The 25,354-nt window shown below is 63.1% G+C and carries 28 protein-coding genes; 18 read left to right on the top strand and 10 right to left on the bottom strand.

Annotated features, from left to right (window positions below; translation table 11 throughout):
- Positions 1 to 210 precede the first annotated feature (210 nt).
- From F2P46_RS32830 to F2P46_RS32815, 4 genes are all read right to left on the bottom strand, one after another.
- Positions 211 to 591 (bottom strand): hypothetical protein, encoded by a 381-nt coding sequence (locus tag F2P46_RS32830; RefSeq protein WP_166898342.1) that lies wholly within the window; start codon positions 589 to 591, stop codon positions 211 to 213.
- 61 nt (positions 592 to 652) lie between these two features.
- Complete coding sequence (locus tag F2P46_RS32825) at positions 653 to 2,842, bottom strand: serine/threonine-protein kinase (protein ID WP_166898340.1); 2,190 nt, start codon at positions 2,840 to 2,842, stop codon at positions 653 to 655.
- A 155-nt stretch (positions 2,843 to 2,997) separates the two neighbouring features.
- Complete coding sequence (locus F2P46_RS32820) at positions 2,998 to 4,182, bottom strand: MFS transporter (protein ID WP_166898338.1); 1,185 nt, start codon at positions 4,180 to 4,182, stop codon at positions 2,998 to 3,000.
- Positions 4,183 to 4,228: 46 nt separating this feature from the next.
- Complete coding sequence (locus F2P46_RS32815; protein ID WP_166898336.1) at positions 4,229 to 4,903, bottom strand: DNA alkylation repair protein; 675 nt, start codon at positions 4,901 to 4,903, stop codon at positions 4,229 to 4,231.
- Between the two features lie 135 nt (positions 4,904 to 5,038).
- Between F2P46_RS32815 and F2P46_RS32810 the strand changes: the two genes are divergently transcribed.
- The 6 genes from F2P46_RS32810 (at position 5,039) to F2P46_RS32785 (ending at position 11,155) form a co-directional block, all read left to right on the top strand.
- A complete protein-coding gene (locus tag F2P46_RS32810; protein ID WP_166898334.1) occupies positions 5,039 to 6,217 on the top strand; it encodes an acetyl-CoA C-acyltransferase in 1,179 nt (392 codons plus the stop codon).
- A 63-nt stretch (positions 6,218 to 6,280) separates the two neighbouring features.
- Positions 6,281 to 8,137, top strand: a complete 1,857-nt coding sequence (locus F2P46_RS32805) for an acyl-CoA dehydrogenase (RefSeq protein WP_166898332.1) — start codon at positions 6,281 to 6,283, stop codon at positions 8,135 to 8,137.
- A 14-nt stretch (positions 8,138 to 8,151) separates the two neighbouring features.
- Positions 8,152 to 8,454, top strand: coding sequence for a Dabb family protein (locus tag F2P46_RS32800; protein WP_166898330.1), 303 nt, complete (start codon positions 8,152 to 8,154; stop codon positions 8,452 to 8,454).
- Between the two features lie 16 nt (positions 8,455 to 8,470).
- Positions 8,471 to 9,253, top strand: coding sequence for an SDR family oxidoreductase (locus tag F2P46_RS32795; protein ID WP_166898328.1), 783 nt, complete (start codon positions 8,471 to 8,473; stop codon positions 9,251 to 9,253).
- The gene (locus tag F2P46_RS32790; RefSeq protein ID WP_166898326.1) at positions 9,250 to 10,251 is read left to right on the top strand and encodes an NADP-dependent oxidoreductase; all 1,002 of its coding nucleotides are present in this window, start codon (positions 9,250 to 9,252) and stop codon (positions 10,249 to 10,251) included. Before F2P46_RS32795 ends, F2P46_RS32790 begins: the two co-directional genes overlap by 4 nt.
- 1 nt (position 10,252) lies before the next feature.
- Positions 10,253 to 11,155 (top strand): SDR family oxidoreductase, encoded by a 903-nt coding sequence (locus F2P46_RS32785; protein WP_166898325.1) that lies wholly within the window; start codon positions 10,253 to 10,255, stop codon positions 11,153 to 11,155.
- Positions 11,156 to 11,274: 119 nt separating this feature from the next.
- Here F2P46_RS32785 and F2P46_RS32780 read toward each other — a convergent pair whose 3' ends face one another.
- Positions 11,275 to 11,658, bottom strand: a complete 384-nt coding sequence (locus tag F2P46_RS32780; protein ID WP_368737985.1) for a type II toxin-antitoxin system VapC family toxin — start codon at positions 11,656 to 11,658, stop codon at positions 11,275 to 11,277.
- A gap of 3 nt (positions 11,659 to 11,661) precedes the next feature.
- Positions 11,662 to 11,925 (bottom strand): hypothetical protein, encoded by a 264-nt coding sequence (locus F2P46_RS32775; RefSeq protein ID WP_166898323.1) that lies wholly within the window; start codon positions 11,923 to 11,925, stop codon positions 11,662 to 11,664.
- Between the two features lie 192 nt (positions 11,926 to 12,117).
- Between F2P46_RS32775 and F2P46_RS32770 the strand changes: the two genes are divergently transcribed.
- Positions 12,118 to 12,906 carry a hypothetical protein gene (locus F2P46_RS32770; RefSeq protein WP_166898321.1) on the top strand — a complete coding sequence of 263 codons (789 nt, stop codon included), beginning with the start codon at positions 12,118 to 12,120 and terminating at the stop codon, positions 12,904 to 12,906.
- Positions 12,907 to 13,325: 419 nt separating this feature from the next.
- Here F2P46_RS32770 and F2P46_RS32765 read toward each other — a convergent pair whose 3' ends face one another.
- From F2P46_RS32765 to F2P46_RS32755, 3 genes are read right to left on the bottom strand one after another with little or no spacing between them, the layout of a single operon-like run.
- On the bottom strand, positions 13,326 to 14,063 hold the full coding sequence (locus F2P46_RS32765; RefSeq protein WP_166898319.1) for an NRDE family protein: 738 nt from the start codon (positions 14,061 to 14,063) through the stop codon (positions 13,326 to 13,328).
- Entirely contained in the window at positions 14,054 to 14,344 is a 291-nt protein-coding gene (locus tag F2P46_RS32760; protein ID WP_166898317.1) for a DUF4936 family protein, read from the bottom strand. Before F2P46_RS32760 ends, F2P46_RS32765 begins: the two co-directional genes overlap by 10 nt.
- A gap of 6 nt (positions 14,345 to 14,350) precedes the next feature.
- Positions 14,351 to 15,400, bottom strand: coding sequence for a folate-binding protein YgfZ (locus F2P46_RS32755; RefSeq protein ID WP_166898315.1), 1,050 nt, complete (start codon positions 15,398 to 15,400; stop codon positions 14,351 to 14,353).
- 107 nt (positions 15,401 to 15,507) lie between these two features.
- Between F2P46_RS32755 and mltG the strand changes: the two genes are divergently transcribed.
- From mltG to F2P46_RS32705, 10 genes are all read left to right on the top strand, one after another.
- The gene (mltG, locus tag F2P46_RS32750; protein WP_306667729.1) at positions 15,508 to 16,488 is read left to right on the top strand and encodes an endolytic transglycosylase MltG; all 981 of its coding nucleotides are present in this window, start codon (positions 15,508 to 15,510) and stop codon (positions 16,486 to 16,488) included.
- A 14-nt stretch (positions 16,489 to 16,502) separates the two neighbouring features.
- On the top strand, positions 16,503 to 17,129 hold the full coding sequence (gene tmk, locus F2P46_RS32745) for a dTMP kinase (RefSeq protein WP_166898311.1): 627 nt from the start codon (positions 16,503 to 16,505) through the stop codon (positions 17,127 to 17,129).
- A 27-nt stretch (positions 17,130 to 17,156) separates the two neighbouring features.
- On the top strand, positions 17,157 to 18,194 hold the full coding sequence (locus tag F2P46_RS32740; RefSeq protein ID WP_166898309.1) for a DNA polymerase III subunit delta': 1,038 nt from the start codon (positions 17,157 to 17,159) through the stop codon (positions 18,192 to 18,194).
- A 10-nt stretch (positions 18,195 to 18,204) separates the two neighbouring features.
- Positions 18,205 to 18,582 (top strand): PilZ domain-containing protein, encoded by a 378-nt coding sequence (locus F2P46_RS32735; RefSeq protein WP_054262511.1) that lies wholly within the window; start codon positions 18,205 to 18,207, stop codon positions 18,580 to 18,582.
- A gap of 33 nt (positions 18,583 to 18,615) precedes the next feature.
- The gene (locus F2P46_RS32730) at positions 18,616 to 19,134 is read left to right on the top strand and encodes a GNAT family N-acetyltransferase (RefSeq protein ID WP_166898307.1); all 519 of its coding nucleotides are present in this window, start codon (positions 18,616 to 18,618) and stop codon (positions 19,132 to 19,134) included.
- Positions 19,135 to 19,150: 16 nt separating this feature from the next.
- Complete coding sequence (locus tag F2P46_RS32725) at positions 19,151 to 19,957, top strand: TatD family hydrolase (protein ID WP_166898305.1); 807 nt, start codon at positions 19,151 to 19,153, stop codon at positions 19,955 to 19,957.
- 70 nt (positions 19,958 to 20,027) lie between these two features.
- Positions 20,028 to 20,687 carry an ankyrin repeat domain-containing protein gene (locus tag F2P46_RS32720; protein WP_166898303.1) on the top strand — a complete coding sequence of 220 codons (660 nt, stop codon included), beginning with the start codon at positions 20,028 to 20,030 and terminating at the stop codon, positions 20,685 to 20,687.
- A gap of 179 nt (positions 20,688 to 20,866) precedes the next feature.
- A complete protein-coding gene (locus F2P46_RS32715; RefSeq protein WP_166898301.1) occupies positions 20,867 to 21,790 on the top strand; it encodes a methyltransferase domain-containing protein in 924 nt (307 codons plus the stop codon).
- 116 nt (positions 21,791 to 21,906) lie between these two features.
- The gene (locus tag F2P46_RS32710; RefSeq protein WP_166898299.1) at positions 21,907 to 22,155 is read left to right on the top strand and encodes a hypothetical protein; all 249 of its coding nucleotides are present in this window, start codon (positions 21,907 to 21,909) and stop codon (positions 22,153 to 22,155) included.
- A 217-nt stretch (positions 22,156 to 22,372) separates the two neighbouring features.
- Positions 22,373 to 22,573, top strand: coding sequence for a hypothetical protein (locus F2P46_RS32705; protein WP_166898298.1), 201 nt, complete (start codon positions 22,373 to 22,375; stop codon positions 22,571 to 22,573).
- 74 nt (positions 22,574 to 22,647) lie between these two features.
- Here F2P46_RS32705 and F2P46_RS38655 read toward each other — a convergent pair whose 3' ends face one another.
- The gene (locus F2P46_RS38655; RefSeq protein WP_166898296.1) at positions 22,648 to 24,684 is read right to left on the bottom strand and encodes a methyl-accepting chemotaxis protein; all 2,037 of its coding nucleotides are present in this window, start codon (positions 24,682 to 24,684) and stop codon (positions 22,648 to 22,650) included.
- Positions 24,685 to 24,939: 255 nt separating this feature from the next.
- Between F2P46_RS38655 and F2P46_RS32695 the strand changes: the two genes are divergently transcribed.
- Positions 24,940 to 25,167, top strand: coding sequence for a DUF6139 family protein (locus tag F2P46_RS32695; protein WP_166878348.1), 228 nt, complete (start codon positions 24,940 to 24,942; stop codon positions 25,165 to 25,167).
- Positions 25,168 to 25,354: the final 187 nt, after the last annotated feature.

The raw sequence follows: 25,354 nt of genomic DNA, 5'->3' as shown, positions 1-25,354 counted from the left end.
GCTTCATCGGAATAGCCGTGTTTGTCCAGCTGGATCCGAGTGTGGACTCCCAAACTTACGCGATGCTTGCTTGGAACTTACATGAGGCTGACTTTTTCGATGTCGAGAACGCAGGTGTTTTGTGTAAATACAATGACGTGTTTGCCGAAAGAAATTGAGCGGGGGGACGGTGGCGCGCCGCGCGCCGGTAATGGGGCGGCGTTCTCACTTCTAGTTGGGAATCGATCCGACTTGCAGTTCGGGATCGGGCAGGAGGTGGAATTCCCACTTTCCGGCATTGTTCTTGGCGTAAAAGCTAATGTAGAAACACCAGCTGCCCTGGGTGACATCGAAGGACACCACGCTATTGTTCACAATCGAAATGCTGCCGTCGACCGCGCCCGAGAATGGTGAGGATATCTCCGGAACATCCATTTTCGACGAATTCAATTTGCCGCCTTGTATGTCGGACGCATCGTCATTGAAGATGAATTGGAGCTTGTCGTCGGGCTGGGGGTTGTAAAGGCCCGCAGACAGGGTGGGGCAATTCGTGGTGTAGGTGGCGATCTTGATGCCGCTCTTGAAGTTAACCGTAAACGTATATGTCGACATACACTTCCTTTTCAGCACTACAAATAGAGGCGGGCTTGCGCCTGCCCGGAACCGACCGGCTTTAATCGGCGTGATAGGCGGGATCGCGCCGCAACGCGATCAGGTCGGGTTCGGCCTCGATGAACTTGACCGGATAACCGAGCTCTCTGGCTTTGACAATGGCTTGCAGCGCCAGGCGGCGCTGGCCGATGAGTTCATACGCAAGGCCGGCGTAAAAGCGCACGTCGGCGCTCTCCGGCGCCAGTCCGAGCGCGCGCGTCATCAAGTCCATCGCCTGCCCCTTGTCCCCGGTGCGGGCGCAATACATCCCCATGCGGTAGACCAGCGTGGCGTTGCCGGGCGCGCGCTGCAACTGCGGCGCCAGCAAGTCGCGCGCCCTGGCGTAGGCATTGCGCGCCTCCGCTTCGCGCCCGGGAATCCACAGCAAGGCGTCGGCCAGGTTGGCCCAGTTGAGGTAATCGCCGGGGGCGCCGCGCGTGGGCGAGACGGCATGCTCGAAGGCGGCGGCGGCGGCCACGTAGTCGCCGACGAGAAACATGGCGTTGCCCAGGTTGCCGTACAGTTTGGCGCTGGGCCGGACCTGCAAGCCTTGCTGCAGCACGGCGAAGGCCTCCTCGATGCGCTGCTGGCGCAGTAGTGAGGCGTTCAGCCCGGCATAGGAGGCGACCGCGTCCGGCTCGAGCACGATGCTGCGGCGGAAGGCCCGCTCGGCGTCGGCATACTCGCCCCGGGCGTAATGCAGCGTGCCCAGTTCGTCCTCGAAGGCGCGCTCGGTGGGGAAACGCTGGCGTGCCTGCGCCAGCGCCTTGAAGGCCTCGTCGAAGCGGCGCGCGTGGCGCAGGATCTGGACCTTGCCGTACCATGCGAAAAAATCGCCATTGTCGAGGCGCAGGGCGGCCTCGATTTCGCGCAGCGCCTGGTCGTGGCGGCGCTGGTTCAGGAACGCCCAGCTCATGGCGGTATGGCTCAGCGCCAGCTGGTCGTCCAGTTTCAGGGCTTGTTGCGCGCTGGCGGCGGCCTTTTGCAACCAGTTTTCGTCCTGCGTATCGGCCATGTAGCGCAGGCTGTAGCCGAGCGACAGTCCGGCGGCGGCGGCGGCGTTGTCGGCACGATGCGCGAGAACGCGATGGAAGCGCGCACTGCCGCTTTGCAGGCTGCCCGGGCGGTCATGCAATTTCAGTTCAGCCAGGCCGAGTTTGAGTTCGCCCGCCTCGGAATAGGGCGTCAGGGCGGCCTCGACAGCCACCAGCGCCGGCGCCGCGTAGCGCCAGGCGGCGCCGGCCAGCACGGCGACGGCCAGCACCGCGCCGCCCGCATAGGCCCATGCCAGGCCAGGCCGCGTACGCGCCTGGGGTGGCGGCGCCGCATCCGGGGCGGCCAGCGGGGCCGGCGCCGCGTTCGACAGTTGCCCCAGCCGCAAGCGCACCTGCGCCATGTCCGGCAAGCGCTGGGCCGGCTGCCGCGCCGTCATGTCGCAGATCAGCTCGCGCAGCGGCGTGGCCAGGCCTGGCGTAAAGCGCCAGCTGCGCGGGTCCGACTGGATCTGCGCGGCCGCCAGCGCCATGCCCTTCAAGTTGTCGAAGGGGCGCGCGCCGCACAGCAATTCGTAGAAGATGACGCCAAGCGCGTAGATGTCTCCCTGCGCGTCGGGCCGCGCGCCGAGCAGGCGCTCCGGGGCCATGTAGGCGATGGTGCCTTGCAGGCCGTCCTGATGCAGCGAGGTGGTGATCAGCGGGTCCTGGAGTTGCGCCAGGCCAAAATCGAGGATGCGCAGCCTGCCGCCCGGCTCGATCATCAGGTTCGACGGCTTGAGGTCGCCATGAATCAAGCCGCTGGCGTGCGCTTCGCACATCGCATCGACCAGTTGCGTAAGCCAGTCGCAAGCGCAAGCGATGCCCGGCAGAGCGTCCTGGATGACTTCCTTGAGCGTTCGGCCACGCACCAGCTCCATCACGATGCCCGGGGCGTCGCCGGTTTCCTCGATCGCGTGCACTTTGACAAAGGCGGCATGGTGCAGGGAGGCGGCAATCCGCGCTTCGCGCATCAGGCTGCTATCGGACGCTCCCGGTGCGCTGTGCTTGGTAAATTTGATGGCGACGCTGCGCCGCAGCTTGCTGTCCCAAGCTTCGTAGACGACACCGAAGCCGCCTTCGCCAAGGCGTTTGCGGATGTCGTAATGCGAGGGCAGCGGCGGTGTTGGCGCGAGGCTGTCCGGTTCGCATGGTTTCTCAACTTGGGTCAGGGTGGTCATCACGAGTCCACATGCGCTATTTTATCAATATTGCCACATATCCCGAGCGGCAAGTAAGGAAGCGATGTAAAGATAGCACTGTGCCGGGCAGCGCGCGGCGACTGACGTAAAAAGGCAACAAGGAAAGTCGTGGGCGGCCCTGTCCGGACCGCCTGTCAGCTGGACCCGGCCGAATGCTGTTGCCGAGGCAGGCGGCGCGCGCCCGGCACCAGCACGATACTGAACGAGACCAGCGCGGACACGCCCAACGCGACCGGCAGCAAGCCGCCTGCCAGATACGGCGCGACCGCCATGGTCGCCAGCGCCGTCACCCCGAACGCCGCCGTCATCACCACGCCGGCCCCCTTGCCGGGATTGCCCCCGGCCAGCGACAGCGCGCGCGCCATCAGCGAGGGCCCGCGCAGACCCAGCCCGCCGCAAAACACGACCCATACGGCGATCAGCGCCGTCAGCGAACGCAGGTCGGCGAGCGCCTGCGCCAGCATCATGGCCGCCGCCAGCGCTTGCAGGCTGGCCCCGGCCAGCATGGCGCGCCCGACGCCGTCGCGTCCGGCCAGCCTGGCCCCAAGCGTGGCCGCCAGCATGAAGGCGCCGACCCCGCACAGTTGCAGTACCGCAAATCCACCCACGCTGGTGCCGATCCAGGCCGTCACCAGATGCGGCGCACTGGCGACCACCATCAGCAGCGCGCCGAACATGGCCGCGTAGCTGAGCGCATGCCGCACGAAGCCCCGGTTCAGCCATGCCGCCGGCGCGTCCGGCATCATGCCGGCGGCGCCGGCCGCCGCGCCGCGCCCGATAATGCGCGACACCAGCGGCAGCAGGGCAAGCGCCACGGCCGCTATCAGGTAGAAAGAGACGCGCCAGTCCAGGTGCAGCACAATGGCCGCGCCCAGCACCGGCCCGATGGCCGGTACGGTCGACTCGACCGTGGCCACCAGCGCCATCGCGCCCGCGCTGTCGGCTTCGGAAAAGCGCCGCCGGATCAGCGCCGGCACCGCCACGGTGGCCGCGCCGGCGCCCAGGCCCTGGATCAGGCGCCCCACCAGCAGGCTGGCCATGTCCGGCGCCAGGCCGCACAGCACGCTGCCGACAGCCAGCAAGCCGGTGCCGGCCATGATGGCACCGAAGTCGCCATAGTGGTCGGCCAGCCAGCCCCAGGCGAATTGCGACAAAGCCAACGCCACCATGAAAACCGCCATCGTGCCTTGGCCGGCGCTCATCGTGGCGTGCAGCTGGGCCTGCATGCTGGGCAGCGCAGGCAGGTACAGGTCGGAGGCCAGCATGCCGACCGCCGTCAGCGTGGCAAGCGGCATGGCAAGACGGCGCTGCTGGCTCATGGCTTAAGGAAATAGTTTTCTGAAAGCCAAGATTAACATAATTTTACTATTGCATATTCAAATGTTTGGCCGCCTCGCGCCGGGTCAGGGGCGACAAGCTGGCGTCGTTTTCCAAGAGAAAAGCGCGCACGGCCTCGGGGTCATGGTGGGCGTAGTCGCGCAAGCCCCAGCCGATCGCTTTGCGGATGAAAAAATCCTCTTCGTGCGCCAGTTGCCCTGCGTAGCCGAACAGCCGCGCGCGATCGGTGTCGGCGCGCCAGCCCAACTGGTGCAGCATGGCGATGCGGCGCGTCCACAGATCGGCGTGGCGCACGGCCGCGTCCATGCGCGGCTGGCGCAGAAATTTGTCGGCGCGCACCACCGTGCCGACGAGCACCGCCAGCGCATCGACCGTATCCCACCACGCCGCCTGGCGCGCCAGCGCGAACAGCGCGTCGATATGCGCGTCATCGAAGCGCTTGACGTGCGCGGCCAGCAGGTCGATCGCCGCGTACTGGCATTCGCGCTGCGGCGCGCGCCACAGGGCGGCTGCGGCGTCGAGCAGCACGCCCGCGTCCGCCCCTTTGAGGCTGGTCACGAGCGGCTTGAGCGCGGCGCGCCGGGCCGGCGTGGGGATGCCGTGGAACGCGAACTGGTCGCGCATATAGGCGCTCATGCGCGCCGCCTGGGCCGCGTCGGCCAGCGGCGCGAGCAGCGATGTCACTTGTCCGGCAATGCTCATGGGCCTCTTTTTCAAAGTGGTGGACGAAGGCGCGGCAGGCGCGCATAATTTTGCGAACGACCGTACTAAAATGTGCTATTCTCGTAGCGATCAACACAGCGCATTGCGCATATTAATCCAACTCAGGAGACACAAATGATAGATGCCGTCATCGTATCGACCGCCCGCACCGGCCTGGCCAAATCGTGGAAGGGCGCCTTCAACATGACGCACGGCGCCACGCTCGGCGGCCACGTGCTGCAGGCCGCCATCGCCCGCGCCGGCATCGAGCCGGGCGAGGTCGAGGATGTCATCATCGGCTGTGCCAATCCGGAAGGCGCCACCGGCGCCAACATCGCGCGCCAGATCGCCTTGCGCGGCGGCTGCCCGGTGTCCACGGCCGGCATGACGGTCAACCGTTTTTGCTCGTCGGGCCTGCAAACCATCGCGCTCGCGGCGCAGCGCATCATTGCCGGCGAGGGCGATATTTACGCCGCCGGCGGGGTCGAATCAATTTCCTGCGTGCAGCAGGAAATGAACCAGCACATGCTGGCCGATCCATGGCTCAAGGAACACAAGCCAGAGATCTACTGGCCCATGCTGCAAACGGCCGAAACCGTGGCCAAGCGCTACAACATCGGGCGCGACCGCCAGGATGAATACGGCGTGCAGAGCCAGCAGCGCGCCGCCAACGCCCAGGCCGCCGGCTTGTTCAACGCCGAAATCGTGCCGATGACCACCACCATGGGCGTGGCCGACAAAGCTTCGGGCATGCTGGTCACGCGCGAAGTGACCATCAGCGCGGACGAAGGCATCCGCGCCGACACCACGCTCGAAGCCGTCTCCAAGATCCGCAGCGCGGTGCCGGGCGGCGTCATTTCGGCCGGCAACGCCAGCCAGTTTTCGGACGGCGCCTCGGTCGCCATCCTGATGAGCAGCAATGTGGCGCAGGCGCGCGGCTTGCAACCGCTCGGCATTTTCCGCGGCTTCGCGGTGGCCGGTTGCGAGCCGGACGAAATGGGCATCGGCCCGGTGTTTGCGATTCCTAAACTGTTGAAAAAGGTCGGCCTGTCGGTCGCCGACATCGGCCTGTGGGAACTGAACGAAGCGTTCGCGGTCCAGGTGCTGTATTGCGCCGACCGCCTCGGCATCCCGATGGACCGCCTCAACGTCAACGGCGGCGCGATCGCCGTCGGCCACCCGTACGGCGTCTCGGGCGCACGCCTGGTCGGCCACGCGCTGATCGAAGGCAAGCGCCGCGGCGTCAAGTACGTCGTTGCCACCATGTGCATCGGTGGCGGCCAGGGCGCTGCCGGCCTGTTCGAAGTCGTCTGATCCACGCCGGGGCGCGCCGCTCCGGCGCAGCCCCGCTTACTTTGTCTTCCCGGGGGACGCTAGATGCCATCCAATATACTGTCGCGCCGCGACCTCGACTTCCTGCTGTACGAATGGCTCGATGTCGAGGCGCTGACCGCGCGTCCGCGCTTTTCCGACCACAGCCGCGAAACCTTCAACGCGGCCATCGATACCGCCGAACAGATCGCCACCGACCTGTTCGCGCCGCATAACAAGAAGAACGATCAGCACGAGCCGCATTTCGATGGGCACACCGTGACCATCATTCCCGAAGTAAAAATCGCGCTCGACGCCTTTTCCGCCGCCGGCCTGATGGCGGCCGGGCAAGACTACGAATTCGACGGCATGCAGTTGCCATGCGTACTGGAAAAAGCCGTGACCGCCTACTTCACGGCGGCCAATGTGGCCACCTCGGCCTATATTTTCCTCACCATCGGCAACGCCAACACCTTGCTGAAAACCGCCACGCCGCAGCAGATCGAACGCTTCGTGCGGCCTCTGTACGCCGGCAAGTTCTTCGGCACCATGTGCCTGTCGGAGCCGCAAGCGGGGTCCAGCCTGTCCGACATCACCACCCGCGCCGAGCCGGACCCGGTGGACGGCGTGGATGGCGAGCGCCAGTATCGCCTTTCCGGCAACAAGATGTGGATCTCCGCCGGCGAACACGACCTGGCCGGCAATATCGTCCACCTGGTGCTGGCCAAGATTCCCGGCCCGGACGGTCGCCTGATTCCCGGCGTGAAGGGGATTTCCCTGTTCATCGTGCCCAAGTTCCTGGTCGGCGACGATGGCGAGCCGGGCGAGCGCAACGACGTCGTGCTGGCCGGCCTGAACCACAAGATGGGCAATCGCGGCACCACCAACTGCCTGCTCAACTTCGGCGAAGGGCGCTTCAAGCCGCTCGGCAAGGCCGGCGCGGTCGGCTACCTGGTGGGGCAGCCGCACCAGGGCCTGGCCAATATGTTCCACATGATGAACGAAGCGCGCATCGGCGTGGGCCTGGGCGCCGCCGTGCTGGGCGTGACCGGCTACCTGCACGCCCTCGATTACGCGCGCAGCCGTCCGCAAGGCCGCCATCCGGCCGAAAAAGACCCGGTCAAGCCGCAGTTACCGATCATCGAGCACACCGATGTGCGGCGCATGCTGCTGGCCCAGAAAGCGTATGCCGAAGGCGCCATGGCGCTGGTGCTGTATTCGGCGCGCCTGGTCGACGAACAACGCAGCGCGCCCGACCCGGACGCACGGGCGCACGCCGGGCGCCTGCTCGACTTCCTCACCCCGATCACCAAGTCGTGGTCGTCGCAGTGGTGCGTGGAAGCGAACAGCCTGGCGATCCAGGTGCATGGCGGCTACGGCTACACGCGCGAGTACAACGTCGAACAGTTTTACCGCGATAACCGCCTCAACGCCATCCACGAAGGCACGCACGGCATCCACGGGCTCGACCTGCTGGGGCGCAAGGCGTCGATCCAGGAGGGCGCGCTGTTCAAGGCCATCGGCGGCGAAATTGCCGCTACGATTGCCAAAGTGCGCGCGGCCGATGTGTCGGTCGACCTGCACGCCAATGCCGACCTGCTCGAAGAAGAATGGCAGCGCATCGTCACTGTCACCAAGGCGCTGTACGCCGTGGGCGACATGAACAAGACCCTGGCCAACGCCAGCCTGTACCTGGAAGCGGTCGGCCACACGGTCGTCGCCTGGATCTGGCTGGAACAGGCGCTGGTGGCCACGCATGCACTGGCGGGATCGCCGTCTCTGGATGACAGCAACTTTTACAACGGCAAACTGCAAGCCTGCCGCTACTTCTTCCACTGGGAACTGCCCAAGGTCCAGCAACAGCTCGACCTGCTGGCCAGCATCGACACCACCACGCTCGACATGCGCGATGCGTGGTTCTGAGGACCGACTGAACAATGATCAAGCACATCGTCATGTGGAAGCTGAAAGCAGTTGCCGAAGGCGCCGACCGCGCCACCAACGCGCGCAAGATGAAGGAGCAGCTGGAAGCCTGCAAAAACATCGTGCCGGGCATGTTCGCTTTTGAAGTGTCGCTGGCCCAGCCGGGCCTGGAAGCGACGTACGACGTGGTGCTGTATGCGGAGTTCGCCGACAAGGAAGCGTTGAAGGCGTACGGCGAACATCCGACCCACCACGCACTCAAACCATTCTTTGGCGCCATTCGTGACGAGCGCCAATGCATGGACTACCACATCTGAATAACAAGGATTCCCGATGCGTACTACGCAAGAATTATTTTCCCTCGCCGGCAAGACGGCACTGATTACCGGCGGCTCGCGCGGACTGGGCCTGCAAATGGCCGAAGCGCTGGGCGAGCAGGGCGCCAGGATCGTCATTTCCTCGCGCAAGCAGGCTGACCTGGACGAAGCGGTTGCCCACCTGAAAGAGCGCGGCATCGAGGCCAGCGCCATCGCGGCCGACCTGGCGCAGGAAGCGCATATCCAGCCGCTGGTCGATGAAGCGATGAAGCGCCTCGGCCACATCGACATTTTGATCAACAACGCCGGCGCCAGTTGGGGCGCGCCGGCCGAAGAATATCCGGTCGAGGCGTGGGACAAGGTCATGAACCTGAACATCCGCAGCATCTTCCTGATGACCCAGGCGGTCGGCAAGGCATCGATGATCCCGCGCAAGTACGGCCGCATCGTCAATATCGCCTCCATCGCCGGCCTGGCGGGCAACCCGCCGGGCACCATGAAAACCATCGCTTACAACACCTCGAAAGGCGCGCTGGTCAACTTCACCCGCGCGCTGGCGGGCGAGTGGGGCGCGTACGGCATCACCGTGAACGCCATCGCGCCGGGATTTTTCCCGTCCAAGATGACCAAGGGCGTGCTGGAAACCATTGGCGAGGAAGCGCTGGCCAAGGATGCGCCGCTGGGCCGCATCGGCGACGATGAAGACTTGAAAGGGGCAACCTTGCTGTTCGCGTCCGACGCGGGCAAGCACATCACCGGCCAGACCCTGGCGGTGGACGGCGGAGTATCGGCGGTATGACGGCCGCTACCTACCAGCGCGTGGTCCTGGCGTCGCGTCCGCGCGGCGAAGTCCAGCCCGACAATTTCAGTCTCGAAACGGCGCAACTGCCCGCACTGGGCGAGGGCCAGGTGCTGGTGCGCAACCATTATCTGTCGCTCGACCCGTATATGCGTGGGCGCATGAGCGAGGCGAAGAGCTACGCGGCCACCCAGGCCATCGGCGAAACCATGATCGGCGGCACAGCGGGCGAGGTGCTCGAATCGAAGCACCCCAAATTTGCGGCTGGCGACATGGTGGTCGGCATGCTCGGCTGGGCCGACATGGGCGTGGCCGACGGCGCCACCTTGCGCAAGGTCGATACCAGCCACATTCCCCTGTCGGCCTTCCTGGGCGTGGCGGGCATGCCCGGCATGACGGCCTGGTACGGCCTGAACCACATCATGAAGCCGAAGGCGGGCGACACCATCCTGGTATCGGCGGCCAGCGGCGCGGTCGGCAGCGTGGTCGGACAACTGGCCAAGATGCAAGGCTGCCGCGTGGTCGGCATCGCCGGCGGACCGGATAAATGCGCCTATGTCGTCAACGAACTGGGCTTCGACGCTTGCATCGACTACAAGGCCGGCAAGCTGGTCGAGGACCTGGCCGCTGCCACGCCGGACGGCATCGACGCCATTTTCGAGAACGTGGGCGGGGCCGGCTTCGATTGCGCCTTGCCGCGCATGAACGCTTTCGGGCGGGTGGCGCTGTGCGGCATGATCGCCGGCTACAACGGCGAGGATGTGTCGATCCGCAACATGCGCTTCATGCTCACCAGCCGCCTGACGATTCGCGGCTTCATCGTCAGCGAACACCTGGACCTGTGGCCGCAAGGCTTGAGTGAACTGGGCGCGCTGGTCGCGAGCGGCAAGCTCAAGTACCGCGAAACCGTGGCGCCGGACCTGGCATCAGCGCCGGACGCCTTCATCGGCTTGCTCAAGGGCCGCAACTTCGGCAAACAACTGGTAAAGCTCATCTGACATGAAAAATTTCCAAGACAAAGTCGCCGTGATCACCGGCGGCGCGAGCGGTCTCGGCCGCGAATTCGCGAAACGCGCCGCCAGCCTGGGCATGAAGCTGGTGTTGGCCGACGTGCAGCAGGACGCGCTGGACGCCACGCAAGCCGAGCTTGAGGGCGAGGGCGCGCAGGTGCTGGCCATGCTCTGCGACGTGCGCAAGGGCGAGCAGGTCCAGGCGCTGGCGGACGCCACCATGGCGCGCTACGGCGCGGTGCATCTGGTGTTCAACAACGCGGGCGTGGGGTCCGGCGGCTTGATCTGGGAGAATTCTGAAGCCGACTGGGAATGGGTGCTGGGCGTCAATCTGTGGGGCGTGATCCACGGCGTGCGCATTTTCACCAAATTGATGCTGGAATGCGCCAGGCAGGACCCGCAGTACGAGGGGCATATCGTTAACACGGCCTCGATGGCGGGCTTGCTGAATGCGCCGACCATGGGTGTGTACAACGTGTCCAAGCATGCGGTGGTGTCCTTGTCCGAAACCTTGTACCAGGACTTGCAGCTGGTGGAAGCGCCGATCGGGGCGTCGGTGCTGTGCCCGTATTTTGTACCGACCGGCATCAGCCAGTCGCACCGCAACCGGCCGGAAGACGTGAAAATGACCGGCGGGCCAACGGCCAGCCAGAAGGCGGCGCAGGCGATGACCGTGAAAGCGGTCGAGTCGGGCAAGGTCTCGGCCGGCGACGTGGCGCAGATCACCTTCGACGCCATCCGCGACGGACAGTTCTATATCTATTCGCATCCGGGGGCGCTGGGCAATGTGGGCGAACGGATGGAGGAAATCGTCAAGGGCATCAATCCGGGCGACCCGTACAAGGCGGCGCCGCATATCCGCGATATGTTGCGGGCAAAGATGAAGGGGTAAAGGCTGGGTGTGGAGCAGGGCCTGTGAGGTGGACTGGCCGGCCCTGTGCCAAGCTGGAGAAATGTGCGGAAGCATGCGGCACCAAGACCATCGACGACTACCGCTGCCAATGGTTGCCGCTAAGGAGAAAATGTCTCCACTGACAAGCCAGCGACGGCACCAAAGTGTTTGGCGTTGGCGGTAAGAACTGTCAAGCCATGCGTTAACGCCGTCGCGGCGATGAGTGCATCGCCCATCTGCATAGCATGCGAAAGAGCATAGGTGTCGATTAGTCGCATCGCAATGTCTGAAATCGCCTTCTCGACAGGCAGTATGTCCGCACTTCGCATCTGCAGCCCTTTTTTGATGTTTGCCAGTTCCAGTTTATTCCGACAACCCTGGGCCAACTCCATGTAGGTCACAGCAGAGATGCGCCATTGCGCTTCCGCTTGAAGGCGTGCGGTGGCGCCCAGATGGCCTCGCATCATAAAGATCATCACATCGGTATCGATGAGCACCGACACCGATCACCCCTTGCCGCGAGAGGCATCGAGGTCAAAGCGCGCCGCGCGCAACTGGCGCGCATGGGCCGCTACATCCGCGATATCCTCACGATCCTTCCACATCCCGAAAAGAGGATTGGCGGTCAACGGCGATGCTCCCTGTTGATCTTCGCTTTCCTCCTCCTCAATGCGCACGGTCACCCGGGTGTTTGGCGCCAAAGGCAGGTGGGCTTGCCACGCCGCAGGCAATTCGGTGAGCGCGACATGTTCAATGATGAGGGTCTTCATGATGGCATCCTTTCTTGGCTACTCAGGCTACTGACCATTTTATGCGTCTGGTATGTCGTGATCATCCCACATTCCGCAAACGAATTGGACGCGGCCGGCAGCAGTACGCCGGCTGCCGGTGCGTCGGCTTGCTCGCAAGTTGCTCATTTGCAATATTCTAAAATCCTCATTTTTACTTAACAGGGGATGCAAATGGACCTTCACGCCACGCTGACAATTGATGACTTCCGGAACAAGTGCGAGAAGGTCCGTAATGACGCTGAGAAGTATCACATGCACCCCAGCAGCGCTTACTGGGAATTGGCGGACATCGTGCTGGCGTCGTTGGCGCAAACAGATAGTGCGGCGCTGTTCACGGAGTCCCAGGTCGACGTCCGGCGAATCGTCTTGCGCGCCTTGCGCCACTATCGGAGAACTGGGCGGCGCGAGTTGTGCGCCGTGCCCGACGGTCGATTCTGGGATGGCGGGCCGGAAGCGCGCGCCGCGATCACGACCCTGGCTGCGGCAAGCCTGGTGCCGCAATCGATGACCCGCATCGCGGTCCCGGTGCCCGTGTTCAGGGGACTGGAATGTATCCGCGCCGTTGGACCGCTGGAACAGCGTCTCCCGGCCGAGGACAGCCTGCTGCGTGTGGAGTTGGTTGGCCTGGCGCGGGAAGTGCCTAATCCGCGTGCTTATCCTGATCAATGGACGATGTCCTTGCAGATTACCGAAGACGAGCGGCGCAGCATCGACGCGGGCGCCTACGAGCGGGTGGGGGTTCGCAGCTGTGTAGCGACGTTCGCAATGCGCCGCAATGTCTGGATGGATTTTTGGCCGCGCTTCACCCTGGGCGATGTACGCCGGTTCAGCGTCATCCAGAAGGGAAGCCCATTTGGGGACCGAAAGCTGATCGTCAAGCTGGATATGGGTGACAAAGGCAAAATCTCGTGCGGCGACATGGAGTTGGTGCGACTTGAAGACATCAGCTGTGCCGGGTAGGGTTGGCGCTGCAAGCATCTGAAAGAGCGGCTCCGGCACGAATGCCGCCAATTTAAGCTACGTCATTCCCGCGCAGGAGGCTGTCTCAAAACGCTAAAATCACCGCAAGGCGGTAGACTCTTATCCGTCATTCCCGGCCTGGGCGGCCCCCTTGGCGGGAATCCAAATTCGCTGCTATGCCACGCAATGGGATTCCCGCCTGCGCGGGAATGACGGTTTGGAAGTAGGTGGTCATAAAACCGCTTAGCTGAGCGGCAAAGCCATGGCGATCGGTGAGTTAGCAGTCTTTTCGCCAATCGGGCGTTTGCTTGATCCCCTGGCGCTCATCGGGTTCTCCATTCGGACATTCAGCGTAGACCGATCAACGCCAATTCGCAAGCTGGCTGAGCGGGGAGGCGAACGGTCCAACGGCAGCAACCTCACGCCAGCATGCGCTCGTGCAGTTCCGCAGGCGCATCCTCATACAGCTTGACCACGGTCGAGGTGCGCGTGCCGTAACCCGGAATCTCGATGCATACCGCCGACAATCCCCGCTCCAGGTCGAGCGCGACGCCGGTATCGGGCAGGCGCATGTCGGCCGCGCGGGTGGTGTCGGCCAGCATTTCGAAATACGCGTCTTCGGGCGCACCCTGGCACAGCAAACTGGCGAACTGCGCCTTGGTGCGCACCACCTTCGGCCACGGCGCGTCCAGCAGGCTGTTGGAAATGCCATAAATGCCCGGTTCCAGCGCCTGCCCGTTGCGCGCGTCGCCGGCGCCGCGGTTCGAAAACCAGACCATGCCGCTGCGGTCGCCCAGCACCAGGTTAAAGCCGTTGTAGGCTGCGCTGCCATCGGCAATCTGCGCGATATAGTCGGCGGCCGTCATCGTGCCGGCCAAAAAATCGACCACCAGCGCGCCGCGCGACGGCGCATCGGTACGGCGCTCTTCGGGCGCGCGGATGTTGGTCAACGCCGCAAACCGCGGGCCGTTGGCGCCATCTTGCGTGATGCCCATCCAGCTGCCGCCAAACTTGAGGTCGCGCCCGGCGTAAATGTTCGGATGCTCGGGCCAGACGCCGGCCGGCGCGGTCGGGCGGTCATAGAATTCGTCGCGGTTGGCGGCGGCGATCAGGGGCACGCCGGGAACGACCTGCCATGCAAAAACAATCAGGCACATGTGCTTATATCCATGAAAACTTCGGAATGGCGCGGGCCATCTGTGAACTGATCCAGCCCGGCTTGCCGCACCGCCGCCGCCAGCGCGGTGTCGAACCCGTTGGGGGTGGCAAGATAGATTTCCATCCAGGTCTGGCGCCCGTCTTGCGCGCCGGGACGGCGTTTGATCGACCCCGTCACGCCCGTTGGCAAGGCCAGGTCGGCCTGCATGGCGCGCACCAGCGGCGCGAGGCGCGCCGCGTGCTCGTCGCGCACCTTGTAGTAAATATACAGGTCGACCATGGCAGGCTAGAGGTCGAGCGCGTCGAGCGCGTAAGGCATCGGCAACATGCGCAGTGGCACGCCGCTGGCCGAGCCAAGGTGGACATTGCCTTGCTCGATGGCCGCCAGTTTCATTTCCACCAGCACATCGACGCCGCCGGCGCCGTTCGGCGCGCTGTTGACGATCATGCCGCACGGCTGGTCGGGGTCGTCTGCGGCGAATACTTCGTCACCGGCCTGGGCCGGCGCGTTGATCGTCGCCAGCGCGGTACGGCGCTTGAGCTTGCCCAAATACTGGCTGCGCGCAACAATTTCCTGGCCCGGATAACAGCCTTTCTTGAAATTGACGCCGCCGAGCAACTCGAAATTGACCATCTGCGGAACGAATTGCTCCTGCGTCCGCAGGGTGACCTGCGGCACGCCGGCATGAATCTCGGATAGGCGCCAGGCGTCGGTGCCAGCCGGGCGCAAGGCGCTGGCGAGCGCCGGCCAGGCCGCCTGGGCCGCCTCGGGCGTCGCCAGCCACTGGTAGCGGGGCGCGCCAAACACGTCGGCCACGCGCAGCAAGGTACCGAGCGGATGGTCGATGCGCGAGTACGGCGTGGCCGGCAGCGCGCCGAACAAGGGCAGCAGCGCGGCCTCGGCGCCAGCGCCGCCAATGCCAAGCAGCACCATTGCGCCGCCAGCATCGCTGAACTTGGCTTTGGCGCGCATCACGAACATGGACAGGCGCTTTTGCAGTGCGGGCGCAATGTCGCGCGCCAGCTGCAGGAAGACCGACTCGCTGCCGCGCCACATCAGGAAGGTTGCCTGCAAGCGCCCCTTGGGGGTACAGTAGCCCGCCAGCCGCACGTCCGCCAGGCCGAGATGTTCAACATCATTGGTCAGCTGATTGTGCAGGAAAGTGGCGGCATCGTCGCCGCTGACCGCGAGCAGGCCCTGGTCTGTGATGGCCGCGACGAAGCCGGATGCCAGCTCGGCGACGGTGAGCGCATGGCCGAAGTCCGGCACGTGGCCGGAGCCGTCAGTGGCGAGTTGCGCGCCCTGCGACGAGAGATATTCATTCCAGTTGTTCATAAATTCCAAATATTTCCCGATTTAAGCTTTATCATTACGGGCTCATTATAGAGATGTCGCGAAAATCGCGCCGGACACGGCGTAAAACCACAGAATCGAGTTCGGCCTTGTTCAAAAAATTACTCATATTGATCCTCTTGCTGTGCACCGGCGCGGCGATGTACTTCTTCACCTGGGCCAAGGAGCCGATCACCACGTCCGGCGAGCCCATCGCATTTACTGTCCAGCCTGGCAGCAGCGTGGGCACGGCCGCCCAGGAGATTGTCGACGCCGGTGTGCCGGTCAATCCGTACATGCTGTCCTTGCTGGCGCGCGCCACCCAGACCGCGTCGAAGATCAAGGCCGGCACCTACGAGCTCAAGCCGAACACCTCGCCGCGCCGCCTGCTCGACCAATTGGTGCGCGGCGAATTCGCCCAGGAATCGCTGACCATCATCGAAGGCTGGACCTTCAAGCAGATGCGCCAGGCGATTGCCAGCAACAAAGGCCTCAAGCACGATACGGACAAGCTGTCCGATGCCGAACTGCTGGCCAGGATCACGACCGACTACAAGGCGGCCGAAGGTTTGTTCTTCCCGGACACCTATCTGTTCGCCAAGGGATCGAGCGACATGCAGATCTACAAGCAGGCGCACACCCTGATGATGAACCGCCTCGGCGCCGCCTGGGAAAAGCGCGACCCCAGCCTGCCGTACGAGAATCCGTACCAGGCGCTGGTCATGGCCTCGATTATCGAAAAAGAAACCGGCCAGAAGTCCGAGCGCGCCATGATCGCCGGCGTGTTCGTGAACCGCCTGCGCCAGGGCATGATGCTGCAGACCGATCCGACCGTGATCTATGGCATGGGCGACAAGTACGCCGGCAACATCCGCAAACGCGACCTCGAAACCGACACGCCGTACAATACCTATACGCGCACCGGCCTGCCGCCGACCCCGATCGCCTTGCCTGGCGTGCAATCGCTGGCCGCCGCGCTGGGGCCGGCCAAGACCGACGCCCTGTATTTTGTGGCGCGCAAGGATGGCACCAGCCAGTTTTCCAGCAATTTGTCCGACCATAACCGGGCAGTGAATCAATATCAACGATAGGCGTTTCCCGTTCCATGACCGACAGTACCACCTCAAGAGGCAAGTTCATCAGCTTTGAAGGCATCGACGGCGCCGGCAAGTCCACCCATATCGGCTTTGTCGCCGCCGCCCTGGCAGCGCGCGGCAAGCGCGTCGTCTCGTCACGCGAACCGGGCGGCACCGCGCTCGGCGAACAATTGCGCGAACTGCTATTGCACGAAAAAATGCACCTCGAAACCGAGGCCTTGCTGATGTTCGCCAGCCGCCGCGAGCACATCGCCCAGGTCATCGAACCGGGCCTGGAGCGTGGCGACTGGGTCATTTCCGACCGCTTTACCGACGCCAGCTTTGCCTACCAGGGCGGCGGACGGGGCCTGGACCGGGCCAAGATGGAGGCGCTGGAGCAATGGGTGCATCCGCATCTGCAACCGGACCTGACCTTGCTGTTCGACGTGCCGCTCGATGTGGCCCGTGCGCGCCTGGACGCGACCCGTACGCTGGACAAGTTCGAACAGGAAAAAGCCGATTTTTTCGCGGCCTGCCGCAATGAATACCTGCGCCGCGCGGCGCAGTTTCCGGAACGGATTGTTGTCATCGATTCCACGAAATCGATTGCCGAGATCCAGGCCGCCCTGGGCGATATCCTCGAAACGCTGCTGTAAGTGATTGATTAAACTAAGAATGTCGCGATGAGCAATACAATTTATCCCTGGCAGGCGAGTGCGTGGCAGCAATTGCAGCTGATGCGCGAGCGCTTGCCGCACGCGATCCTGTTCCACGGCGCCGCCGGCACCGGCAAGGCCGATTTTATCGAAGCCTTCGCCCAATCCTTGCTGTGCGAGAACGTGCGTCCCGACGGCCACGCTTGCGGCGCCTGCGGGTCCTGCGGCTGGTTTTCGCAGCAAAACCATCCCGACTACCGCCGCGTACGGCCCGAAGCACTGGAAGACGAAGCGCCGGCCGATGGCGAAGAGGGCGCCGAGCTTGACGGCGGCAAGAAAGCCAAGTCGACCAAGGCGCCGTCGAAAGAGATCAAGATCGAGCAGATCCGGGCGCTGGCCGACTTCATGAACATCTCCACCCACCGCCAGGGGCTGAGGGTGGTGGTCGTGTATCCGGCCGAGGCGCTCAATATGCCGGCCTCGAACGCCTTGCTCAAGACCCTGGAAGAGCCGCCGCCGGGCACCGTGTTCCTGCTCTCGTCGAACAGCCTGGACCGCTTGCTGCCGACGATCCTGTCGCGCTGCCGCAAGTTCGCCCTGCCCATGCCCGACGAAGCCGCCGCGCTGGCCTGGCTGAAAGAACAGGGCCTGCTTGATGCCGACAGCTGGCTGCGCGAGCAGGGCGGCGCGCCGCTGGCCGCGCTGGCGCAATCCGAAATGGGTAGCCGCGAGGATTTGGAGGCGTTATTGCACTGCCTGGTGCATCCGAGCGTCGACGGCGCACTGCGGACTGCCGAAAAATTGAGCAAAGCACCCCTGTCGACGTTGGTTTCTTGGATGCAGCGCTGGCTTTACGATCTGTTTTCCTACAAACTAGCGGGTAGTATCCGGTATTATCCACGTTACCAGAAGGAAATCGCTGTGCTTGCTGGCAAAGTACACACTGCGAACCTGCTGCGCGCGATGAAAAATGCAAACGACCGGCGCGCGATCGCGGACCATCCGCTGTCGCCGAAATTGTTTGTCGAAGACCTGTTGCTTGATTACACTGCATGCTGTACCTGAAAGGATTTTAATGTCTGGCAACCCTACTGACCCAAGCGCTCCGCAAATCACGCGTCCTTCGGTCCTGTCGCTTGCCATCAAGGAAAAGGCGGCGCTGTATGCCGCGTATATGCCTTTCCTGCGCAACGGCGGCATGTTTGTGCCCACTGTGAAGCCGTACAAGATCGGCGATGAGATTTACCTGATTCTGGCGTTGATGGACGATACCAATAAATACCCGATCGCAGGCAAGGTGGCCTGGATCACGCCTGCGGGCGCCAACAATAACAAGGCGCAAGGCATCGGCGTGCATTTCCCCGACGACGAGACCGGCCAGCGCGCCAAGTTGCGCATCGAAGAGATCCTGGGCGCGGCCCTGCGCTCCTCGCGCGCCACGCATACCTTGTAAAAACCCTTGAACCTGACTGTCACCGCTCGCTGTATGCCGTCTTTCGTCCATCGTGTTGCCCGTCCCGACGACCTGCCTGTCATCGTCGACATTTACAATTCGACCATCGCCTCGCGCGAAGTGACTGCCGATACCGAGCCGGTGTCGGTGGCCTCGCGCCAGGCATGGTTCGACGACCATGATCCCGAGCGCCGCCCGCTGTGGGTGCTGCACGCGGCCGACGACGCCAGCGCCAGCCCGGCCGTGATCGGCTGGATGTCGTATTCCAACTTCTACGGCCGCCCGGCTTACTCGGGCACCGCCGAACTGTCGATCTATATCGCCGAAAGCTGGCGCGGCAAGGGCATCGGGCGCTATTGCCTGGAACACGCCATCGCCTACGCGCCGAACATTGCCGTGCACACCTTGCTCGGTTTCATCTTCGGCCACAACGCGCCCAGCCTGGCCTTGTTCAAGAAGTTTGGCTTCGATACCTGGGCCAACCTGCCGCGCGTGGCCAACCTGGACGGCATCGAGCGCGACCTGATCATTCTGGGCAAGCGTATCGGCTAAGGTTTACAATGGCGGGATGTATATCGACTCCCACTGCCATATCAATTTTCCCGAGCTTGCCGCGCGCATGCCCGAGATCCTCGCCACCATGGCCGCCAACAAGGTCACCCACGCCCTGTGCGTGTCGGTCGACCTGCCGGACTTTCCCCAAGTGCTGGCCCTGGCCAAGGAATATCCCCACATCTACGCCTCGGTCGGCGTGCATCCCGATTACGAGGATACGCCGGAACCTTCCGTCGACCAGCTGGTCGAATTGTCACAACATCCGAAAATCGTCGCCATCGGCGAGACCGGCCTCGACTATTTTCGGCTCCAGGGCGACCTGGAGTGGCAGCGCGAGCGCTTCCGGGTGCATATCCGTGCTTCCAGAATCACGCGCAAGCCATTGATTATTCATACCCGTTCCGCCAGCGCGGACACCATCCGCATCATGCAGGAAGAGGGCGCGGGGACCGACAAGGGCGGCGTAGCCGGCGTAATGCATTGCTTTACCGAATCACTGGAAGTGGCCGAGGCCGCGATTGCGATGGGGTTTTACATCTCCTTTTCGGGCATTGTCACCTTCAAGAGCGCCAAGGAGTTGCAAGCCGTAGCCCGCGCCGTGCCGCTCGATCGCATCCTCATCGAGACCGATTCGCCTTACCTGGCGCCGGTGCCGCACCGGGGCAAGATGAACGAGCCGGGCTTTGTATGCCACGTGGCCGAGTACCTGGCGGCGCTCAAGGACGTGCCGCTGGCAACGGTGGCGCAGCAAACGACCGATAATTTCTTCAATCTTTTCAAGATCATACGCGATAACGTTGAAGTGGATTCTGCGCCGTGAGCGCAGTTAATCCAGTTTCTGAGCGAATCGGTATTTCTCAATAAATTCAAGAGTTTATGGACCTAACTTCATGTTCAAGCTGATCAGTCGTTTGCTCCTGGCCACCGTGCTTGCGAGCGCCTCGGCCACGGCGGCGGCCGATCCGGTACGCGATTTCGTCGTTGCCGCCCAGATGGACAACGCGTCCATGGCCCGCAAACTCCTTAAAAACGGCGGCAACCCGAACACAGTCGATCCGATCACCGGCCAGAGCGTGCTGATCCTCGCACTGCGCGAGGGCGCCAACGATGTCGTCAAGCTGTTGCTCGGCCAGCCCGGGATCGACCTGGAACTGGCCGCGCCGAACGGCAACCGCGCCCTGATGATGGCCGCGTTCAAGCGCAACAAGCCGGCGGTGCTGGCCTTGCTGGCCAAGGGCGCCATCGTCACCTATCCCGGCTGGACCCCGCTGCACTACGCGGCCGCCAGCGGCGACGACGAGATCGTCCGCATCCTGCTCGAGCACCACGCCTACATCGACGCCGAAACGCCCAGTCAACTGACCCCGCTGATGATTGCCGCGCGCGAAGGCCACGAAGCGGCCGCCAAGCTGCTGATGCGGGAGGGGGCCGACGCCACCCTGCGCAATAATGAAAGCCTGACCGCCGCCCAGATCGCCGAGCGTGCCGACAAGCCGCGCATCGCCGACGCCATCAACGCCCATCTTGCCCAGAGCCGGCGCGGCCTTTAACGGCCCCGGCGGTGAAAGCGGGCGCCGGCAAGCGCCGAACTGGCATGGAAAAGCGAGTTATCTCGCGGCATCAAACTGCCCCCATGTTGTTGATAATGATTACGTCGTACCAATCAAAGCCAAACAACGGCGGGGCATCCGGGCCGTGACGGCCTGGCCGCCAATCCAAAGGGAAAATCATGCTCAACGAACGCGAAATCGAAAGCTGCTATCTGGGGCAGTTCATTCCTGTCCACTATCACCACAATATGTTGATGGACCAAAACCGGATGCACGGTTTCAAGTCAGCGATCCATTACGCGGTTTTCCCTGGCGCCAAGGTGCTCGAGCTCGGTGGCGGAACGGGCGTGCTGTCCTGGTTCGCGGCCGCCAAGGCTGAAAAAGTGTACTGCGTCGAATTCAATCCCGACATGGTCAAGGAAGCGCGCAAGATGATGTCGATGAACCCGAACGGCCACAAGGTCGAGGTGGTGCACGCCGACGCCTTCGAGTACCTGCCGCCGGAGCCGGTCGACATTGTCATCTGCGAAATGATCCACGTTGGCATGTTGCGCGAAAAACAGGTGGAAGTGATCGAATCGTTCAAGCAACGCTATCTGGCGCGCTTTGGCGGTCCGCTGCCGCGCTTTTTACCGGAAGCGGTCATCATGGCAGTCCAGCCATTGCAGCAGGAATACGACTTCGAAGGGTTTTACGCGCCCATCGTGCAGTTCCAGGAAACCACGGTCATCCATCCCGGCACGGTCGAAATGGCGCCGCCGTCGGTGTACAGCATTCTCGACTTCAGCCAGCCGCAAGACACCCGCATCGCGTGGGAAGGCAAGTTTTTGATTGAAAAGAACGGCGTCGTCAATGCGATGCGTTTCATTACCAAGAACGTGCTGGCGGTCGTGAGCGAAGAGAACGCCACCATCGACTGGCTGAACCATTACATGACCTTGCCGCTGCAACAGGGCGTGCAGTGCAAGGCGGGCGACGTGTTGCAGGTGAGTTTCCATTACCGCGCCGGTGGCTCGATTCCCTCGCTCGAAGCGGCGATCCGGGTTGATGTGCTGCATGCGGTGGTGCCGGAGTCCGTCGAAAGAGTGCGCGTCTACGCCTGATCGGGGCCACTGGTGGAGCGGGGCCGGCATGCGCCGGCCAGCCAGCGCCGCCGATCGATTTGCCGCGCGGCGGGCGAGCCCGTAAAATGCGGGCTTGACCGTTTATATAAGTGCATATGGAAAATATTGACCAGCGTTACCTCGTCCAGCAAAACAAACTCAGCGACGACGCGCTGAAGCCGCCCGTATTCGCCAAAGTCATGCGCAGCAAGGAAGGCAAGTTCGAAGGTGTTTCCTTCATCAAGAACAAGGAAAAAGCCACCATCATGACCATCGGGCAAGCCCAGGAAGTGATCGACTGGGCCTCGAACAAGAAGTCCAACGCGCACGAATACGCCACCAAGATTATTTGCGTCGGTCAATAACTGCTGCCGTTTTGCGCCGTCGCCCCCGCCGAGGACCGCCTTGGCGCGCGGGCGACGGTGGCGTTTCGAGCGCATCTGTTCGGGCGCATCATCCCCACTTAACCCGGTTTTTCGCACTTCGCCCGCGCCCTGGCGCAGTTGGTCGCACGCGCGTTGCCGCATCGGCGCGATGTCCTTACAGTGAACCCACCTGAACTTTTCCCGTGAGGAGAAAACGATGTTGAGTTTCCTGTTGTGGCTGGTGGTACTGGTCCTCTGCTGGCCGCTGGCCCTGCTTGCTCTCGTGCTCTATCCGCTGGTGTGGCTGGTGCTCCTGCCGTTTCGCCTGCTGGGCATCGGCGTGGAAGCGGTGTTCGAACTGCTGCGTTCGATCGTAATGCTGCCGGCGCGCGTGCTGCGCGGCAGCCCCGGGCGCTGAAGCCCGGCGCCGCGCCACCCCCGTGCTACCCCCGTGCTACCCTCGTGCTACCCCCGTGCTACCCCCGTGCCGCTTTACACGTGTTTCAATTGCTGAGGCCTGGCGCCGGCCAGGCGGCGCGGTGCCGCCGCAGCGGTGCGCGAAGGCGCGCCAGGCCGTATTCTAGCCTGGGCCACCTCATTGCCTAGCGTAAAAATACTCATCGCCTGCACCAGGGTGGCCGCCTGCTCCTGCAAACTGCTCGACGCGGCCGCGGTTTGCTCGACCAGGGCGGCGTTTTGCTGCGTCATGTCATCCATCTGGGTCACCGCATGGTTGATCTGCTCGATCCCGGCCCCTTGCTCGGCCGAGGCGACGGCGATCTCGGCCATGATGCTGGTGATCCGCGTCACGCTGTTCAGGATCTCGCTCATGGCGCTGCCTGCATCGTTGGCGAGCTGGTTGCCCGCTTCCACCCGGTCCACGCTGTGATTGATCAACACCTTGATTTCCTTGGCTGCCGACGCGGAGCGCTGGGCCAGGTTGCGTACCTCGCTGGCCACGACGGCAAAACCACGGCCCTGCTCGCCGGCGCGCGCCGCTTCCACGGCGGCATTGAGCGCCAAAATATTCGTCTGGAAGGCAATGCCGTCGATCACGGAGATAATGTCGACAATCTTGCGCGAGCCCTCGTTGATATCGCCCATCGTCCGCACCACTTGCGATACCACCGCCGCGCCCTTGGTCGCGGCCTGCGAGGCTCCCAGCACCAGTTCGTTGGCCTGATGGGCATTGTCGGCGTTCTGCTTCACCGTGGATGTCAGCTCTTCCATGGACGAGGCGGTTTCTTCCAGGTTCGAGGCTTGCGATTCGAGCCGCGACGAGACGTCGTTGTTACCCGACGCAATATCGCGGGTGGCCGCGCTGATGTTGTCGATGCTGACCCGCACATCGCCGACGATGCCGCGCAGGCTGTCGTTCATGTTTTTCAGTGCGCGCAGCATTTGCCCGACTTCATTGTCGGCGCCGACATCGAACTCGTTGACCAGATTGCCGCTGGCGACGCTCTCCGCCACCGCGACGGCGTTATTCAGCGGTACCGTGACCGCGCGCGTGACCAGCACGGTGAACCAGCCGGCGGCGCCCAGCAGCGCCAGCATGACGCCGAGCATGGTCCAGCGTTCGGCATGGAAGTTGCCGATCTTGGTGACGAACATGGCGTCGAGATCGGCCTTGGCCGCGCTGTTGAGCGCAAACTGGGCGTCGATCGCGCGCGTCGCGGCGGCCACATACTCGCTTGCGCTGTAGCTGAGCGCCTCGGGCTTGAGAATCTGTTCGGTCGCGAGTGCGGTGAGCGTGCTCGACAGCGTGACCGCGTCGTTCATCAGCGGCGTAAGGCTGGCGCTGATCGCCGGGTTATACGTGGCCGCCTTGCCGAAGGCGTTCGTGGTTTGCTGCACGCGATCGTTGATCTTGCCGATCATCGATGAAATGATCTGCCGTTCTTCCTGGGTGGCTTCTTTCTTTCCGAGCAAGCCGGCGCCCTTGGCGCGTAATTGCCCCAGTTCTTCCGTCAGATACGGCAACTGGTAATACATGGCTTGGATTAATTGATACGAATCTTTGTCCGGGTCGAGGCTGAGACCGTAATAGTCCCCGATCAATTCGTTCACTTTCAGCGCCTTGGCCAGCAATGCGGTGTGCGCGGCATAGCTTTGGGCCACTGTCATGTTTTTGCCGGACACCCCCGCGCGCAGGGTTTCCCACTCGCGCCGCGGCTCCGACCAGCGCAGGGCGATGGCGGGATCGCTGATGTGCGTCATCAGGCTGTCGACCACCGTGAAGGCGGCCTCGGCCTCGCGCTGCTTGGCCGCGCGCTTGTCTTCGGCCCCCTTGTCGCCACCGAGCACCAGCGCCGACAGGCCCCGATGCTGCTGTGTCAGCTGGATCACCCGCAGCATGCTGGCCACGCCCGGCATGCCCGCCTGTTCGGACGCATAGGCCGTCAAGCCCTTGGCCGCTTCCTTGAAATACAGATAGGTCGGGATGCTCGTTACCATGATCCCGAGCACGCTCAGGATAAGATACGTATGCCACACCTTGAGTTTGCCGAGAAACGATTGCGCAGACATGATAACTCCTTCATAAAGACCGATCACGACTGCGTACGACAATGTTGCTCTACGCAATCAATGAATTCATCATAGCTTGATCAATCTCAATATGCACCAAGTGTACCGTTGAGGAGATAAATACATTCGCACAAAAAAGACACCTGATGTTGAATACTTAACAGACGGAGACGGGGAAGCTCGGCTACATTCAGGCACGCACACCGGCTCCACGCGAAGCGGGTGCGCGTCTTTTCTTCTTTATAGGAAACCATCATGCGCTTGGACATTTACCGCAGGGCCGAACACGACGGCAAGTACTCGTACCTGGCAGTTCCGCAGGATCGCAATATTCCCAATGAGGCCACGAATACCGACTGGGAAGTGGAGGCAAGGGCCTTCGAAATCGCCGACGAGGACGATCGCCTGCCCGACTACGCCATCGAACACCTCAACGAGCAGATCGCCGAAAAAGGCTACGCCGTCACCGCGCTGATGAACTGATCCCGCTATTTGCCCGCTGGCAGGCGCCGTCATGGACGGGGCCTGCCAGTTTCGTTACGTCTAGCAGCCTGTCGGACTTGGAGAGTCGAAGCGAAAAAATAGCTGGGCGAGGCCAGATTTTGACGATTTCGCAGTGCCAATAGCGAGCTATTGGCCGAGAAAGCGGCGAAATATGGGCCGTCCCAGG

This window comes from Massilia sp. CCM 8734, assembly GCF_011682155.1.
GTDB lineage: Bacteria > Pseudomonadota > Gammaproteobacteria > Burkholderiales > Burkholderiaceae_D > Telluria_A > Telluria_A rubra.
Note: the sequence above shows the minus strand (reverse complement) of the source record. Positions and strands in the feature narration are given on the sequence as shown.